The organism is Serratia plymuthica NBRC 102599, from assembly GCF_001590925.1.
In the GTDB taxonomy this organism is placed as follows: Bacteria; Pseudomonadota; Gammaproteobacteria; order Enterobacterales; family Enterobacteriaceae; genus Serratia; species Serratia plymuthica.
This window is the reverse complement of the sequence record NZ_BCTU01000047.1, coordinates 1-15,390: the sequence shown is the minus strand read 5'-3', so window position 1 is coordinate 15,390 and position 15,390 is coordinate 1. Positions and strand designations below refer to the sequence as shown.

The 15,390-nt window shown below is 57.5% G+C and carries 17 protein-coding genes and 1 pseudogene; 17 read left to right on the top strand and 1 reads right to left on the bottom strand.

All coding sequences use genetic code 11. The features are described from left to right. Positions 1-184: 184 nt before the first annotated feature. Positions 185-575, bottom strand: a pseudogene (locus tag SPL01S_RS23805) (hypothetical protein). A gap of 284 nt (positions 576-859) precedes the next feature. Here SPL01S_RS23805 and SPL01S_RS23800 point away from each other — a divergent pair. From SPL01S_RS23800 to dkgB, 17 genes are all read left to right on the top strand, one after another. Then, on the top strand, positions 860-1,576 hold the full coding sequence (locus SPL01S_RS23800) for a beta-ketoacyl synthase chain length factor (RefSeq protein ID WP_063203129.1): 717 nt from the start codon (positions 860-862) through the stop codon (positions 1,574-1,576). Next, positions 1,576-2,394, top strand: coding sequence for a lysophospholipid acyltransferase family protein (locus SPL01S_RS23795; protein ID WP_063203126.1), 819 nt, complete (start codon positions 1,576-1,578; stop codon positions 2,392-2,394). Before SPL01S_RS23800 ends, SPL01S_RS23795 begins: the two co-directional genes overlap by 1 nt. A 4-nt stretch (positions 2,395-2,398) precedes the next feature. Further along, on the top strand, positions 2,399-2,659 hold the full coding sequence (locus tag SPL01S_RS23790) for a phosphopantetheine-binding protein (RefSeq protein ID WP_004948950.1): 261 nt from the start codon (positions 2,399-2,401) through the stop codon (positions 2,657-2,659). Between the two features lie 9 nt (positions 2,660-2,668). Further along, positions 2,669-2,920, top strand: a complete 252-nt coding sequence (locus tag SPL01S_RS23785) for an acyl carrier protein (RefSeq protein ID WP_004948952.1) — start codon at positions 2,669-2,671, stop codon at positions 2,918-2,920. Between the two features lie 15 nt (positions 2,921-2,935). Next, the gene (locus SPL01S_RS23780) at positions 2,936-3,520 is read left to right on the top strand and encodes a COG4648 family protein (protein WP_063203124.1); all 585 of its coding nucleotides are present in this window, start codon (positions 2,936-2,938) and stop codon (positions 3,518-3,520) included. Beyond that, positions 3,487-4,860, top strand: a complete 1,374-nt coding sequence (locus SPL01S_RS23775) for an AMP-binding protein (RefSeq protein ID WP_063203122.1) — start codon at positions 3,487-3,489, stop codon at positions 4,858-4,860. Before SPL01S_RS23780 ends, SPL01S_RS23775 begins: the two co-directional genes overlap by 34 nt. After that, positions 4,857-5,201, top strand: coding sequence for an ApeI family dehydratase (locus SPL01S_RS23770; protein ID WP_063203120.1), 345 nt, complete (start codon positions 4,857-4,859; stop codon positions 5,199-5,201). Before SPL01S_RS23775 ends, SPL01S_RS23770 begins: the two co-directional genes overlap by 4 nt. Beyond that, a complete protein-coding gene (locus SPL01S_RS23765; protein WP_063203118.1) occupies positions 5,192-6,904 on the top strand; it encodes a glycosyltransferase family 2 protein in 1,713 nt (570 codons plus the stop codon). Before SPL01S_RS23770 ends, SPL01S_RS23765 begins: the two co-directional genes overlap by 10 nt. Next, positions 6,901-7,329, top strand: coding sequence for an acyl-CoA thioesterase (locus SPL01S_RS23760; RefSeq protein ID WP_063203116.1), 429 nt, complete (start codon positions 6,901-6,903; stop codon positions 7,327-7,329). The genes SPL01S_RS23765 and SPL01S_RS23760 overlap by 4 nt, the downstream gene beginning before the upstream one ends. After that, positions 7,326-7,931, top strand: coding sequence for a LolA family protein (locus SPL01S_RS23755; protein ID WP_063203114.1), 606 nt, complete (start codon positions 7,326-7,328; stop codon positions 7,929-7,931). Before SPL01S_RS23760 ends, SPL01S_RS23755 begins: the two co-directional genes overlap by 4 nt. Then, positions 7,906-10,227, top strand: coding sequence for an MMPL family transporter (locus SPL01S_RS23750; RefSeq protein WP_120978360.1), 2,322 nt, complete (start codon positions 7,906-7,908; stop codon positions 10,225-10,227). The genes SPL01S_RS23755 and SPL01S_RS23750 overlap by 26 nt, the downstream gene beginning before the upstream one ends. Further along, positions 10,227-10,799, top strand: coding sequence for a DUF3261 domain-containing protein (locus tag SPL01S_RS23745; RefSeq protein WP_063203112.1), 573 nt, complete (start codon positions 10,227-10,229; stop codon positions 10,797-10,799). Before SPL01S_RS23750 ends, SPL01S_RS23745 begins: the two co-directional genes overlap by 1 nt. After that, the gene (locus tag SPL01S_RS23740; protein ID WP_063203109.1) at positions 10,799-11,968 is read left to right on the top strand and encodes a beta-ketoacyl-[acyl-carrier-protein] synthase family protein; all 1,170 of its coding nucleotides are present in this window, start codon (positions 10,799-10,801) and stop codon (positions 11,966-11,968) included. Before SPL01S_RS23745 ends, SPL01S_RS23740 begins: the two co-directional genes overlap by 1 nt. After that, positions 11,965-12,438, top strand: coding sequence for a hotdog family protein (locus SPL01S_RS23735; protein WP_063203107.1), 474 nt, complete (start codon positions 11,965-11,967; stop codon positions 12,436-12,438). Before SPL01S_RS23740 ends, SPL01S_RS23735 begins: the two co-directional genes overlap by 4 nt. Next, positions 12,435-13,166, top strand: coding sequence for a 3-ketoacyl-ACP reductase FabG2 (locus SPL01S_RS23730; protein WP_020438498.1), 732 nt, complete (start codon positions 12,435-12,437; stop codon positions 13,164-13,166). Before SPL01S_RS23735 ends, SPL01S_RS23730 begins: the two co-directional genes overlap by 4 nt. Further along, positions 13,163-14,392, top strand: a complete 1,230-nt coding sequence (locus SPL01S_RS23725) for a beta-ketoacyl-ACP synthase (protein ID WP_063203105.1) — start codon at positions 13,163-13,165, stop codon at positions 14,390-14,392. The genes SPL01S_RS23730 and SPL01S_RS23725 overlap by 4 nt, the downstream gene beginning before the upstream one ends. Positions 14,393-14,533: 141 nt before the next feature. Beyond that, a complete protein-coding gene (dkgB, locus tag SPL01S_RS23720; protein WP_063203102.1) occupies positions 14,534-15,337 on the top strand; it encodes a 2,5-didehydrogluconate reductase DkgB in 804 nt (267 codons plus the stop codon). Positions 15,338-15,390: the final 53 nt, after the last annotated feature.

Below are 15,390 nucleotides of genomic sequence, written 5' to 3'. Positions count from 1 at the left end.
GATAAGCCCTGAGTCTATGACTCAGGGCTTTTTCATATTGAAAATTTGTCATGATAGAAATATCGTGCGTATTTTATGCGGTGAAAGGCTATTATTGATAAATAATTGTCTGAATTTAACGCCAACATAAAGAATAATATACCCGACATCATTACTTTTACCGGGTGATGTACCTTGAAGAAGGTTATTTAATATTCTGCCGTGCCAGTTCTAACTGAATGTCCTTATTCAGATTAGCCACCCAGCGATTGTAATTTGAATGAATCTTGCCCTCTTTGGCATCCATATTGTTGCTTCCCACATGCCTAATCTGGTAACGATTTGTACTGTAAGTGATACGGATATCGGCACTGTGGCCGCGCAACAATATTTTGCCATCGATAACGCCTTCACTGACGGGGTTGATGATCCAGCCACGGTTAAGCCAGGCGTAGAGAATAGGCCTGACGCACCTGAACTTCGCTGTGGTTGCCGGCAACGCTTTGGTTGATGTTTTACACGGGAGCGGTACCTGCACAGCCACCAGCCAGAACGGCGACGAATACGCCAGCTAAAATGCGTGTTAAGGGTTTCATACTCTTTTCCCCGAGTGATGGTAAATAATAAATACATTAGCTATTAGAATGTTTTAGGCGAGATACCACCTTCATTAAGGTACCAATAAGAACCATTGTCGATAAATATGGATGATTTTTATCGTGATAATTTTACGTCGTTTAACTCTCTCCAGGTTATGTCTATAACTAAGCTTAATCATTTAATCGAGTATTCCGAGTGAAAATAGGAATTTTGCGCATGCATTATTGGGTTAAATATAATAAATTTACGCACGGAATTTTTCTGACCTGTAATAGCATTAATGGCGGGCTGCATGAATATACTCAGTTGGTGGGCGATGGCTCCCGATCGTGGAACGCGTGAAGCATGGCGCCAGTGGGCTACAGAGACGCATCTTGCCGCTGAATACCGGGGGGCGTTACCCGCATGTTCCCATATCCCCATGATGTCGCTACGGCGGATGAGTGTTGGAACGCGGTTGGCCGTCGAGAGCGGGCTGATCTTATTAAACGACCATCAGGCGGATATGGCGATTTTTACCAGTCGTCACGGTGAGCTGGAGCGTACGCACAAAATTCTTCAGCATCTGCATCAGGAACAGCCATTGTCACCCACAGATTTTGCGATGTCGGTGCACAACACCGCTGCGGGGTGGTTGACCATTACGGCGAAGAATACCTTACCGACCACCTCACTGGCTGCGGGTGAGGACAGCTTTCAACAGGGAATGATTGAAGCCCAGGCCGTGTTGGCCACCGGCAGTGCCGAGCGGGTGCTATTAATTGATTTTGACGGTATCGTACCGGAGGTTTACCAGCCTTTCATTCCGGCGAATCCCTTCCCCTATGCGGTCGCACTGCTGCTCGAAAGCGGCAATTCATTGAATTGTCGTACGGTAAGGCCTGGCCTGGATCTCCGTAAGGAACCACAGAGCCTGTCATTTTTGCGTGGCTGGCTTGGCGCAGATAAAGAATTCACGGTGCCTGGCCCGCAGCACTGCTGGATGTGGGAGCGCTGATGGTCAGGGTTATACCTGCTGAACAAATCCCCGAGCAATCTTCATGGATGAACCGTTGCTGGCGGATTATCGCCACCGGTTTGTGTTTTTCGCTTTTCGGCCTCGGCGGGCTATTGCTGTCCGGCATCTGGTTTAACCTGATGCGTCTGGCAGTGCGCGATCCTGCGCGCCGCAGCCAACTGACGCAAAATTCAATCCGAAACAGCTTTCGCTTTTTTCTGGGCACTACGCGCTTTTTGGGCGTACTGGATTACCGTTTCGAGGGTGCCGAGCGCCTCAAAGAGGATCGCGGTTGTCTGGTGATCGCCAACCATCCCAGCCTGCTGGATTATGTGCTGCTGGCTTCGCGCATGCCGCGCTGCGACTGCATCGTTAAAGAGGCCCTGCTGAATAATGTGTTTGTCAGCGGCGTGATAAAGGCGGCTGGTTACCTGGCCAATGCGGAGTCGGATCGTTTGCTGGAACAATGCCGGCAACGTCTGGCTAGCGGCGGGACTATCCTGATCTTCCCTGAGGGGACACGTACCTCGCCAGGCAAGGCACTCACACTACAGCGAGGGGCGGCAAATATAGCGCTGCGCAGCCAGTGTGACATTAGGGTGGTACAGATTCACTGTCGCCCGCCCATGCTGACGAAACAGGGTAAATGGTATAACATTCCGCCGATAAAACCTCAGTTCCATATCACCGTTCAGGATAAGATCGAAACCCGTACCTTTATTCGTGCGGATGACGTTTCTCCCGCCCTTGCGGCAAGAAGATTAACCCAGCATTTAACTGACGCTTTACAGTCAGACTCTATAAATAATGAGAAATAGTGGAATGAATTTATTGAGCACCGAAATCAAGCAATTGATCATTGATACGCTCAATCTTGAAGGTATGACGCCGGAGGAGATTGACGCCGAAGCACCGCTGTTTGGTGATGGACTGGGCCTGGACTCGATTGATGCGTTGGAATTGGGCCTGGCATTAAAGAACCGTTATGGCGTGGTGCTGTCAGCTGAAAGCGAAGATATGCGCCAACATTTTTATTCCGTGGAAACGCTGGTGAAGTTTGTTTCTGCACTGCGTAGCAAATAAGAGGTTTTCATGGATAAGCAAGCTATTTACCTGCAAATTCAGGCGCTGCTGGTCAAACTGTTTGAACTGGATGCTGATGATATCAAACCGGAATCCCGCCTTTACGAAGAGCTGGAGCTGGACAGCATTGATGCGGTAGATCTGGTGGTGCATCTGCAGAAAACCACCGGCAAGAAGATTAAGCCGGAAATGTTCAAGTCGGTGCGTACCGTGCAGGACGTGGTTGACGCTATCGATGAACTGCTGAAATCAGACAGTTAACGCCGCGGCGCTAAGATGAGAACCGCTTCTTGGCTGAACCCTGTTTTGCGGTTGCTGCAGAGCCTGACCTGGCTGCTGCTGTTGCTTTACCCCCTGGGGGTGTGGGCCGGCCTGACACGTTGGGGAACCACAATCCTGGCGCCCTTACTGGCGGCGGTTTTTGCGTTGCGGCTGTTGGTTTTGCGCGGCAACCTGCACCGGTACATGTGGCTGGGCAAGGCGTTAGCCGGAGTAGGTATCTTACTGGCACTCGCCAGTTGGGGGTTAAAACAGACCCACTGGTTGCTGTATTACCCGGTATTGGTCAACGTTTTACTGCTTTTGCTGTTTGCCTACTCCCTGTTTTCGCCGCCTACGGTGGTTGAGCGGCTGGCACGAATTACCGAACCGCAATTGGATGCCGCCGGCGTGGCTTATACCCGACGGGTGAATCAGGTCTGGTGCGGGTTCTTTATTGTTAATGGCGCAATAGCGCTGGCAACCTGCCTGTCAGGTGATATAGCGCTCTGGACGCTGTATAACGGCGGCATCAGTTATCTGCTGATGGGGGCATTAATGGGTATTGAATGGATAGTCAGGAAAAGGATCAGGCGCGCCTGAGTTTACCGATGAGCCAGTGGCTCAGCGCGAAGCGGGATGATTCCCTGCTTATTGCCTGGCGTGGCCCGCAGGCACTGCGCCTTGGCCAATTCCGCCGCGATGTCGCCGCCCTGGCCGCAAGGCTGGCAGGCAGGGAAGAACGCCGCTGGGCGCTGTGTTTTGAGGATAGTTATCGTTTTGCCGTTGCCTGGCTGGCATCGCTTTATGCCGCCAGGTTGCCGGTGATCTTCGGTCACCAGCGTGAAGCTATCCTCAAAGAGCAGCGGGCGGATTACGACGCTCTGCTGACCGATTTCCCTCTCAATCCCGGTACGCCGGTTCTGAGCGTGGCAGAGGGCTCTGTGGCGGATATCCCGCTGCCCGCCTGGCCTCAGGATCCCCGATTTATTCTTTATACCTCAGGGTCGACCGGCCAGCCGCAGGCGGTAAGCAAATCTGTCGCCTGCATGGATCGCGAGAGCGAACTGTTGGCCGCCGAGTGGGGCGAAGTCTTTCAGGGCTGCTGCGTGGCGGCATCGGTGTCTCATCAGCATATGTACGGCCTGAGTTTCCGCCTGTTTCTGCCGCTGGCGCTCGGCCTGCCGTTTGATGCGCAGCTGACGCAATATCATGAGCAACTGATTGCGAGGCATCAGGAACGACGTCTGATTTTTGTCAGCAGCCCGGCGTGGCTTAAACGTTTGGATAACCGGTTGGCGTTTTCAGCCTGCGCCCAGGTGTTTTCCGCCGGTGGCCCGCTAACCTTTGCCGAAGCGCAGCTTACCCGGCAAATGCTGAAGGTGCTGCCGCTGGAGATTTACGGCACCACCGAAACCGGCATGCTGGCCTGGCGCAGGCAAACCGAGGAGGCAGAGCTTTGGCGGTTGTTTACGTCCATTGAGCTAAGGGTTAATTCGGATAAAAGCGTCAACGTAGCCTCGCCGCTGATACCTGATAGCGGTGAAGCGGCGCTGAGCGATATTATCCAGCTCGCGCCGAATGGCCGGCTATTTCAGCTGAATGGCCGCGCCGATCGGATTATCAAGGTAGAAGAGAAACGTCTGTCGCTGACGGAAATTGAGCTACGCCTCAAAGCCTTGCCGGAGATCGCCGATGCCGCGGTACTGCCACTCCAGCAAAGAGGGCGCACCCTGTTGGCGGCGGCGATAGTGCTTTCCCCGCACGGTGAAGCTCGCCGGCAACGCGTGTCCGAAGGGGCTTTCACCCGAGAACTGCGCCAGGCGCTGCGCAGCTGGCTGGAGCCGGTGGCGCTGCCGCGCAGTTGGCGCATTATTGATGTCATCCCGCTTAACCCGCAGGGCAAACGCGCCTATGCCGAACTACAGGAGCTGTTTTTATGATGCAACCTGAGGTACTGCAGCAGCAGGTGAGCGATGAGACCCACGCCAGCCTGCTATTGCGTCTGCCCGAGGGGCTATTTTGGTTTCGCGGCCATTTTCCTGAGCAGCCGATCCTGCCCGGCGTGGCCCAAGTGAACTGGGCTATGCAGTATGCGCATCAGCTATTGGGCATCAAGGCAGCGTTCAAAGGTATCGACGTCGTCAAGTTTCAACAACCCTTGTTACCGGAGCAGAGCGTATTGCTGCTGCTCGAATGGCAACCGGCGCGCCACAAGTTGTTGTTCAGCTATCGCCTCGGCGAGGCTACCGCCAGCAGCGGTAAGATTTCGCTATGTCAGTGACCGCGCCGTTCTCCCCTTGCATTGTTATCCCCTGTTTCAATCATGGGCAGATGATGGCCGACGTGCTGGCCTCGCTGGCCGGTTATAGCCTGCCCTGTCTGGTGGTGGATGATGGCAGCACTGCCGCTACCGTCGATGAATTGCAACGGCTGGCGGCTGAGTTACCTTGGGTTCAACTGCTGCGGCTGGAGCAAAATCAAGGCAAAGGCGCGGCGGTGATCGCTGGGCTGCAATGGGCGCACCGCCAGGGCCACAGTCACGCTCTGCAGGTGGATGCCGACGGCCAGCATCAATTGAGCGATATCCCGGACATGATCGCCGAAGCGCGCGCTCACCCCGAATGTTTGATTTCCGGTCAACCGGTCTACGACAGCTCGGTACCGAAGGTGCGGCTGTATGGCCGCTATATCACTCACGTATGGGTGTGGATAGAAACCCTGTCGCTGTCGCTGAAAGACAGCATGTGCGGTTTTCGCGTTTACCCGGTGGAACCGACGTTGGCGCTGGCGGCGAGTCATCCGCTTGGTAAGCGCATGGATTTCGATACCGAAGTGATGGTCAGGCTCTATTGGCAAGGCGTGCCGAGCCGTTTCCTGCCGACGCGCGTCACCTATCCAGCCGATGGCGTTTCCCATTTTGACGCGCTGCGCGACAACCTGCGTATTTCCTGGATGCACACCCGTTTGTTTTTCGGTATGTTGCCGCGTATTCCACGCCTGCTGCGCCGCAAGCCGGCGAGATCACTGCACTGGTCGGCAACCGAAGAACGCCACGGTCTTTGGGGCATCCGGCTCATGCTGCAGGTTTACCGGCTATTTGGCCGCCGGGCATTTCAACTGCTGCTGTACCCGGTGATTGGTTATTTCTGGCTGACCGGCCGCGCCCAGCGCGAAGCATCGCGCGACTATCTGCAACGCCTACGGGGGTTCGCACAGGGCAGGCAACGAGCCTTGCCTGCACCGCTCAACAGTTTCCGTCACTTTATGCGCTTCGGCGATGCGATGCTCGATAAGCTGGCAAGCTGGCGGGGGGAACTGCATGACATTCAGTTGGTGGATCGCGCGGGCTTCGAGCGGCAGATCGCTTCCGGCCAAGGGACCTTGATCCTGGCTTCGCACCTGGGGGATATCGAGTCCTGTCGTGCGCTGGGCGAGCTGGATGCCAGCGTTAAGGTCAATGCATTGGTGTTTACCGAACATGCCGAGCGCTTCAACCAGGTGATGAAAGAGGTGAATCCGCGCGCCAATCTGAATCTGATTCAGGTCACTTCGCTGGGTCCGGAAACGGCCATGCGCCTGCAAGACAAGCTAAATGCCGGTGAATGGGTGGCGATTGTCGGCGATCGTACCTCCGCCGGAAAACATCAGCGTGGCGAACGGCCGCGCGTGGTGTGGAGCCATTTCCTCGGCAAGCCGGCGCCTTTTCCGCAGGGGCCGTTCGTCCTGGCCGCCGCGCTGCGCTGCCCGGTATTTCTGATGTTCGGCCTCAAGCAACAGGGGCGGCTGAACCTGTATTTCGAATCCTTTGCCGATCCGCTGCTACTACCCCGCGACCAGCGCCACCAGGCATTGCAGCAGGCGGTAGATAATTATGCCGCGCGGCTCGAGCACTATTGCCTGTTGGCGCCGCTCGACTGGTTCAATTTTTTCGATTTCTGGCAGTTGGCGGCGCGGCCGTCGGCGCAACAGGAGCCTGAGACATGAAGCTAAAAGAGGATCCGCGTTTTTCCACCCGGATTGAGATGACTATCCCGTTCCATGATATCGACGCCATGGGCGTGGTGTGGCACGGCAACTACTTTCGCTATTTTGAGATCGCGCGCGAAGCCTTGCTGAAACAGTTCAATTACGGTTATCGCCAGATGCAGGCTTCGGGTTATGTTTGGCCGATCGTAGATACGCGGGTGAAATACATTGCGCCGGTGCTGTTTGAGCAACGGATCATCGTCTGCGCCGAACTGGAGGAGTACGAGAACCGTCTGCGCATTGGTTACCGTATCCTGGATGCGCAAAGCGGCAAAACCACCACTCGCGGGCACAGTATCCAGGTAGCGGTGGATGTCGAAAGCAAAGAGATGTGCTTTGTTTCACCGCAGATACTGTTGGATAACATCGGGGGCGAGCAATGAAAAGCGGGTTATTGATGGTTGTCGCCCTGTTCAGCCTGAGCGCCCAGGCGGTCACGTTGACGGAGTTGCAGCAGCGCTTTAGCCAACAGCCGGTGTTGCGTGCCGAGTTCGAGCAACAGCGCAGCATCAGCGGTATGGCGAAACCGCTGAAATCGAGCGGTGAACTGCTGATTTCCCAGCAAAAAGGGCTGTGGTGGTCACAGCAGAAACCTTTCCCGCTGACCTTGTTGCTGGACGATAAACGCATGGTGCAAACCCTGGCCGGCCAACCCCCGCAGGTGGTGACGGCGGATAACAATCCGCAGATGTTCCAGTTCAACCACCTGCTGACCGCGTTGTTCCACGCCGACAGCCAGGCGCTGGAGCAAAACTTTGCCTTGCAGTTCAGCGATCTGGGGCGCAACAAATGGCGGTTGATACTGACGCCAAAAACCACGCCGCTCGATCGCTTGTTCAAACGCATTACGCTCAATGGGGAGCAATTCCTGGAAACCATTGATATCGACGATATGCAAAGCGATGCCACGCACATTCGCTTCTTTAATCAACGTACGGCGCCGCAGGAACTGACCGTTGATGAGCAACAGCGTTTTGCGTCCTGAACAGCATCGGCGGCTGGCCTTTGGCTGGTTGGCGATTTGCCTGGTATTGCTCGCGGCGCTGTGCTGGCTGCTGCCCCGCAGCCAGATCAACAGCAGTGTGCTGGCGTTATTGCCGAAGCAGCAATTGGCGGGCGTGCCCGATGAACTGGCCGACGGCTTCAGCCGCCGGCTCGATCGCCAATTGATGTGGCTGGTGAGCCCACCGCCAGGTGCGGACAGCGCCGCAGTGAGCTGGTGGTGGCAGCAATTGCGGCAGATGCCGGAATTGCAGCAGGTTGGCGGCCCGATGGACGCGCAACGCCAGCAGCAGTGGGGACGATTTTTTTATCAGCACCGCAACGTGTTGCTGGACGATGCCACCCGGCAACGGCTAATGCAGGGGCCGGAGGCGCAAAGCCAGTGGATCCTCGGCCAGCTTTACTCGGCCTTCGCCGGCGTCAGCGGCAAGGAACTGGCTAACGACCCGCTGATGTTGGTGCGGGGTTCGCAGCTGGCGCAGCAGCGCAACGGCGGTTCACTGAGCTTATCCAACGGTTGGCTGGTGGCGCGTGACCCGCAGGGGCGCAGTTGGTATCTGCTGCACGCCGAGCTTGGCGCTTCCTCTTATGACATTGGCAGCGCACGAAGCACGGTAGATAAACTGACGGCGTTGCAACAGCAACTGCAACAACGTTGGCCGGGCACCGAGGTGTTGAACCGCGGCACGCTCTATTACAGCAACTACGCCAGCCAGCAGGCTGAACACGATATTTCGACCATTGGTCTGGCCTCGGTGGCGGGAGTCTTCCTGCTGGTGCTGTTAATGTTCCGCTCAGTACTGCCGTTGTTGCTGTGTGCGCTGTCGGTGGGGATCGGCGCCTTGGCGGGCACCGTCGCCACGCTGCTGGCGTTTGGTGAAATTCATTTGATGACGCTGGTGCTGAGCATCAGCATCGTCGGCATTTCGGCAGATTACGCGCTCTATTTTCTGACCGAGCGCAGGGTGCATGGGCAGCAGTCGACGCCGCTGGCCAGTTTGCAAAAACTGCTGCCGGCACTGTCGATGGCGCTGCTGACCACCGTGGTCGCCTATCTGGCGCTGCTGATTGCGCCGTTCCCGGGCCTGCAGCAGTTGGCGGTGTTTGCCGCCGCAGGCCTGAGCGCCGCTTGCATTACCGTGATCTGCTGGTATCCGCAGCTGTCGCGTCGGCTGCCGGTGCGTCCGGCGCCGGGGCTGGCGCTCATCCTTCGTTGGCTGCACGCCTGGCGCCACCGGCCACTGCTGCGCTATGGGCTGCCCGGCGCGGCGTTGCTGGTCATTATTGCCGGTTTCAGCCAACTGAAAGTGGATGACGATATCGGCCAACTGCAGGCGTTGCCGGTGGCGTTGCAGCAGCAAGAACAGCGTATCGCCGCGTTGACCGGCCAACATAACGATCAGAAATGGCTGGTGGTGTACGGTGCCAATGGTGAACAACTGCTGCAGCGGCTGGAGTTGTTGCAACCCAAGCTGGCGCAGGCCAAACGGCAAGGCGTGCTGGCGGATTATCGCCTGCTGCCGCTGCCTTCGCATCAGCGTCAGCAGGAAAACGTCGCCCTGTTGCAACGCCTAGCGCCACAGGTGATGGCGCAGTTGCAGCAGGCGGAACTGACGCTGAATGCGCCTGACTTGACCGCTGATTGGGTGACGCCGCAACAGTGGCTGGACAGCGTGGTCAGCGAGGGCTGGCGTCTGCTTTGGCTGACGTTGCCTGACGGCCGCAGTGCGGCGCTGGTTCCGGTCAACGGCGTGCAAAACAGCGCGGCGATGCAGGCATTGGCTGGGCAGGTGCCGGGCACCGGTTGGATCGACCGGAAAACCGAATTCAGCGAACTGTTCGGCCAGTACCGGCTGTATCTTTCGTACCTGCTGGCGCTGTCGGTGGCGGCGATCGCACTGATCTACCTGTGGCGTTTTGGGTTGGGACACGGCCTGCGCTGCATGGTGCCGACGCTGTTGTCGCTGGGTTGCGGCATTGCGGTGCTGGCGCTGAGCGGCCATTCGCTGAATCTGTTTTCGCTGTTGGCGTTGATATTGGTCTTGGGGATCGGCATTAACTATACGCTGTTCTTCACCAATCCCCGGGGCACGCCGACCACCTCGATGTTCGCCATCTTTATGGCGGTCTTCACCACCCAACTGACCTTTGGCATGCTGGTACTGAGCCATACTCAGGCCATCAGCAGTTTTGGCATTGTACTAAGCAGCGGTATCGCCGTGGCATTTCTGTTGGCACCGCTGACGTTAGCAACGAAAAGAAAAAGAGGAAAAGCCTGATGCGCGGCTTACGAATAATGCTGTTAATGCTGGCAACCCTGCTGGCCGGCTGTGCCGGTTCTCAGGATCCCACCTTGTCGCAGGCGTGGCTGAAACCCGGGACGCGGGTGACATTGCCGCCGCCGGTGTTAGAGCAACCGATCAGCCAGCAGCAGTTATTGACCGCCGAAGTGAAGGGACAGCGGCATTCGATGCTGGTGCTGCTCAATGCCGACGGCCGCCGCCTGCAACTGGTGGGGATGTCGCCGCTGGGCATCCGCTTGTTCAACCTGACCTATGATCGCCAGGGGATCCACACCGAGCAGTTGATCAACGCGGGTGAACTGCCGCCCGCCAACCAGGTGCTGGCCGATATCATGCTGAGCTATTGGCCAGCGGCCGATTGGCAGCCTTTGCTGCCTGCAGGGTGGAGGTTGGAGGATCGGCCGGAAGTGCGCCGTCTGTATGACGATCGCGGCGCGACGATCAGTGAAATCCGTTATCAGCAAGCCAATGGCCAACGCAATCTACTGTCGATAACCCAATTCGCTTTCCATTACCGCATCACCATTCAGAATCTGGGGAGCGAATAATGATCTATTTCACTGCCGTAGGTATGGTGAACGCGCTGGGCGGCAGTCTGCCGCAGATCGCGGAAAATTTGGCTCGCGGCGTATCGCCTGGCATGCAGAGGCAGACGCAGTGGCTGCTCGGCGGCGCGCCATCCTGGTTCGGTAACGTACAGGGCGAGCTGCCCGCCATTCCTGAGCCGCTCAAACGCCATCACTCTCGCAACAATCGCCTGCTGTTGGCCGCATTGGCGCAAATCGAGGCACCGGTGCATGAGGCCATCGCCCGCTACGGCGCCGATCGCGTTGCGGTGATCATGGGCACCAGCACTTCCGGCATTCACGAAGGTGAGCTGGCGCTGCAACGGCATCAGGCAGGGCAGTGGCCGCAGGGCTATGATTATCAGCAGCAGGAGTTGGGCGACCCAGGCCAGTTCCTCAGCGCTTTTCTTGCTACCCGTGGCCCGGCCTACACCTTGTCTACCGCCTGTTCCTCCAGTGCGCGCGCCATCATCAGCGGTAAACGCCTGATTGATGCCGGGCTGGTGGATGCGGCGATTGTGGGCGGTGCCGATAGCCTGTGCCAGATGCCGATCAACGGCTTCAACAGCCTGGAGTCGCTGTCGGCGGAGCGTTGCACGCCATTCGCCGCCGGGCGCCGCGGCATCAATATTGGCGAAGCCGCTGCGCTCATGCTGCTGACGCGTGAGCCGGCAGCCGTCGCGTTGCTGGGTGTCGGTGAGTCTTCCGATGCCTGGCATATGTCGGCACCGCATCCGGAAGGTGCCGGTGCAGAGTGGGCTATCGAGATGGCACTGCGGCAGGCGGGTTTGAGCGCCGAACAGATCGGTTATATCAATCTTCACGGCACCGCGACGCGGCTTAACGATCGGGTAGAAGCTCAGGTGGTGAATCGCCTGTTTGGCGCGCAGACACCGTGCAGCTCCACCAAGCACCTCACCGGCCACACGCTGGGTGCCGCTGGTGCGGTAGAAGCGGCGCTGAGCTGGTTGTTATTAACCCAGCCATTGCCATTGCCGCAGCAGGATTTCAGCGTTTCGCCCTGTGATGGCGAGCTGGCACCGATAGGCCTGGTTTGCCGGCAGCAACCGTTGCGCCAGCGCGCTATCCTGTCTAATTCGTTTGCATTCGGCGGCAATAATGCCTGCCTGTTACTGGGGGATGCGCCATGAGTCGTTATCACACCGCAGAATACTATTTGCCCCATGCATCACCGATGGTACTGCTGGAACGGGTGCTTGAGGTGGGTGAGGAGCATGCGCAGTGCGCGGTGACGGTCAGCCCTGACGGCGTATTGGCACCCTTTCTTGACACACAGGGCGCGCTGCCTGGCTGGTACGGCATTGAGCTGATGGCGCAGGCCATCGGCGTCTGGAGCGGCTGGCATGGCAGGCAGCATGCCCAACCGCCGCGGCTTGGCATGTTGCTCGGCGGGCGCGCTATTCACTGCGAACTGCCGGTATTTCCTGCCGGCAGCGAACTGCGGGTTAGCGTGCAGCAACTGCTGAAAGACGAAAAACTGGCCAGTTTCGAATGTGAAATCAGTATCGATAATGTGCGGGTCGCACAGGGCAGGCTGAACACCTATCAGCCTGATCAACAAGAAATAATCCAATTGACTACCTTAAGGGGAAACGCATGATGCGTTCCGTTTTAGTCACCGGTGCCAGTAAAGGGATCGGTCAGGCGATTGCCTGCCGCCTGGCTGCGGATGGCTTTTTGATCGTCGTTCATTACCACAGCGACAAGACCGGGGCAGAGTACACGCTGCAGCAAATTGTCGCCGCCGGCGGGCAAGGGCGTTTGATTCAGTTTGATATCAGCAACCGCACCCAGTGCCGCGAGCAGCTTGAGCAAGATATTGAGGTTCACGGCGCCTATTACGGCGTGGTGAACAATGCGGGTATTACCCGCGATGGCGCTTTCCCGGCACTGAGCGAAGAGGACTGGGACGGGGTGATCCACACTAACCTCGACAGCTTCTACAATGTGCTTCACCCCTGCGTCATGCCGATGATTGGCCTGCGCAAAGGCGGGCGAATCATTGCGCTGTCGTCGGTTTCCGGCGTAATGGGTAACCGTGGGCAGGTCAACTACAGCGCGGCCAAGGCCGGCGTAATCGGTGCCTGCAAGGCACTGGCGATCGAGTTGGCGAAACGCAAAATTACCGTTAACTGCATCGCTCCGGGCCTGATTGACACCGGTATGATTGACATGGAGCCGGCGGCGCTGATTGAAGCGATGCGCGCGATCCCGCTCAAACGCATGGGCTCGGCGGAAGAGGTGGCCGGGCTGGCCAGCTATTTGATGTCAGATATTGCCGGCTACGTAACGCGGCAGGTCATTTCCATTAACGGAGGAATGGTATGACGCAGCGAGTGGTTGTGACCGGCATGGCGGGCGTTACCGCTTTCGGCAATAACTGGGCGGACGTGTCCGGTCGGCTGAAGCAGGGTAAGAATGCAGTGCGTTATATGGCGCAATGGGAAGAGTATCAGGGGTTGAACACCCTCCTTGGCGCGCCGATCGATGATTTCGTGCTGCCGGAGCATTATACGCGCAAGCGCATCCGTTCGATGGGGCGCGTTTCATTGTTGGCTACCCGTGCGACCGAACTGGCGCTTGAGCAGGCCGGGTTGCTGGGTGAGGCGGTGTTGACCAACGGCGAGACCGGCATCGCCTACGGCTCCTCTACCGGCAGCACCAAACCGGTCAGCGAGTTCGCCACCATGCTGACGGAAAAACACACCAACAATATCACCGGTACCACTTATGTGCAGATGATGCCGCACACCGCAGCGGTGAATACCGGCCTGTTTTTCGGCCTGCGGGGACGGGTGATCCCGACCTCCAGCGCCTGTACCTCAGGCAGCCAGGCGATTGGTTACGCTTACGAGAGCATCCGCCACGGTTATCAGACGGTGATGGTGGCGGGCGGAGCCGAGGAGCTGTGTCCTTCGGAGGCGGCGGTGTTCGATACGCTGTTTGCCACCAGCCAGCAAAACGATCGCCCGGATCTGTCGCCACGCCCGTTTGATCGTCAGCGCGACGGTCTGGTGATTGGCGAGGGGGCCGGAACCTTGATCCTTGAGTCGCTGGATCATGCGCAGGCGCGCGGCGCCACTATTTACGGCGAGATTATCAGTTTTGCGACCAACTGCGATGCGGCGCATATTACCCAACCGCAGCGGGAAACCATGCAGATTTGCATGCAACAGGCGCTGAAGGCCTCTGGGCTGGCGACCGGCGATATCGGCTACATCAGCGCTCACGGTACGGCGACCGATCGCGGCGATATAGCGGAAAGCCAGGCAACGGCGGCGATTTTTGGCAACCGCACGCCAATCTCCTCGCTGAAAAGCTATTTTGGCCATACGTTGGGTGCCTGCGGCGCTCTGGAAGCCTGGATGACGTTGGAGATGATGCGCGAAGGCCGCTTTGCGCCGACCATCAACCTCAGTGAACCGGACAGTGCCTGCGGCGATCTGGATTACATCATGGGTGAATATCGGCAAATTGATACCGAGTTCGTGCAATCGAACAACTTCGCGTTCGGGGGGATTAACACCTCGTTGATCCTGCGTCGCTGGGCGTAATTCCTTCAAACCGGGGCGCTCGCTCCGGTTATTGTTGCCGTTTAATCAAAAGTCTTATGCGCAATAGGGCGTTTTTGATCAACAAAACAGTTGCCATAATCCTCCCATATCGCATCAACATCCTAATGAGAGAATAAGATTATGAGCATCCCTGCATTTGGTTTAGGTACTTTCCGTCTTCAGGATCAGGTCGTGATCGACTCGGTCAGCACTGCGCTGGAGTTGGGGTATCGCGTGATTGATACCGCGCAGATCTACGAAAACGAAGCGGCGGTGGGCCAGGCAATTGCCGCCAGCGGCATACCGCGCGACGAGTTGTTCATCACCACCAAGATTTGGATCGCCAATCTGGCGAAGGGTAAATTGATCCCGAGCCTGCAAGAGAGCCTGAGCAAGCTGCAAACAACCTACGTTGATTTGACGCTGATCCACTGGCCGTCACCCAATGGCGAAGTCCCCGTTGCCGAGTTTATGGCTGAGCTGCTGGAAGCCAAAAAACTGGGGCTGACGCGCCAAATCGGGGTGTCCAACTTCACCCTGGACCTGATGCAGCAGGCGATCGATGCCGTGGGCGCAGAGCAGATCGCGACTAACCAAATTGAGCTGTCCCCGTATCTGCAGAACCGTCAGGTGGTTGAGTTTGCTCAGCAGCACGGCATTGCCATCACCTCCTACATGACGCTGGCCTATGGCAAAGCGCTGCAGGATGAAACCATCAAGGCTATCGCGGCGCGGCGCAACGCGACCCCTGCTCAGGTTATCCTGGCCTGGGCGCTGCAACTGGGTTACGCGGTGATCCCTTCTTCCACCCGGCGTGAAAACCTGGCGAGCAACCTGCTGGCGCAGCAGTTGACGCTGACTGCGGAAGAAATGGCGGAGATGGCTACGCTGGAAAGCAATGGCCGTTTGGTTAGCCCGGAAGGCCTGGCGCCGAACTGGGATTAACGTTCCGGAACATGTGCATCAGGGCGCCCAAGGGGCGCCTTTTTTATTGCGTT

Bases quoted from the DNA above. Each gene is read 5' to 3' on its own strand.
- SPL01S_RS23800 (WP_063203129.1), top strand. From the start codon at position 860: ATGGCGGGCTGCATGAATATACTCAGTTGGTGGGCGATGGCTCCCGAT.
- SPL01S_RS23795 (WP_063203126.1), top strand. From the start codon at position 1,576: ATGGTCAGGGTTATACCTGCTGAACAAATCCCCGAGCAATCTTCATGG.
- SPL01S_RS23790 (WP_004948950.1), top strand. From the start codon at position 2,399: ATGAATTTATTGAGCACCGAAATCAAGCAATTGATCATTGATACGCTC.
- SPL01S_RS23785 (WP_004948952.1), top strand. From the start codon at position 2,669: ATGGATAAGCAAGCTATTTACCTGCAAATTCAGGCGCTGCTGGTCAAA.
- SPL01S_RS23780 (WP_063203124.1), top strand. From the start codon at position 2,936: ATGAGAACCGCTTCTTGGCTGAACCCTGTTTTGCGGTTGCTGCAGAGC.
- SPL01S_RS23775 (WP_063203122.1), top strand. From the start codon at position 3,487: ATGGATAGTCAGGAAAAGGATCAGGCGCGCCTGAGTTTACCGATGAGC.
- SPL01S_RS23770 (WP_063203120.1), top strand. From the start codon at position 4,857: ATGATGCAACCTGAGGTACTGCAGCAGCAGGTGAGCGATGAGACCCAC.
- SPL01S_RS23765 (WP_063203118.1), top strand. From the start codon at position 5,192: ATGTCAGTGACCGCGCCGTTCTCCCCTTGCATTGTTATCCCCTGTTTC.
- SPL01S_RS23760 (WP_063203116.1), top strand. From the start codon at position 6,901: ATGAAGCTAAAAGAGGATCCGCGTTTTTCCACCCGGATTGAGATGACT.
- SPL01S_RS23755 (WP_063203114.1), top strand. From the start codon at position 7,326: ATGAAAAGCGGGTTATTGATGGTTGTCGCCCTGTTCAGCCTGAGCGCC.
- SPL01S_RS23750 (WP_120978360.1), top strand. From the start codon at position 7,906: ATGAGCAACAGCGTTTTGCGTCCTGAACAGCATCGGCGGCTGGCCTTT.
- SPL01S_RS23745 (WP_063203112.1), top strand. From the start codon at position 10,227: ATGCGCGGCTTACGAATAATGCTGTTAATGCTGGCAACCCTGCTGGCC.
- SPL01S_RS23740 (WP_063203109.1), top strand. From the start codon at position 10,799: ATGATCTATTTCACTGCCGTAGGTATGGTGAACGCGCTGGGCGGCAGT.
- SPL01S_RS23735 (WP_063203107.1), top strand. From the start codon at position 11,965: ATGAGTCGTTATCACACCGCAGAATACTATTTGCCCCATGCATCACCG.
- SPL01S_RS23730 (WP_020438498.1), top strand. From the start codon at position 12,435: ATGATGCGTTCCGTTTTAGTCACCGGTGCCAGTAAAGGGATCGGTCAG.
- SPL01S_RS23725 (WP_063203105.1), top strand. From the start codon at position 13,163: ATGACGCAGCGAGTGGTTGTGACCGGCATGGCGGGCGTTACCGCTTTC.
- dkgB (WP_063203102.1), top strand. From the start codon at position 14,534: ATGAGCATCCCTGCATTTGGTTTAGGTACTTTCCGTCTTCAGGATCAG.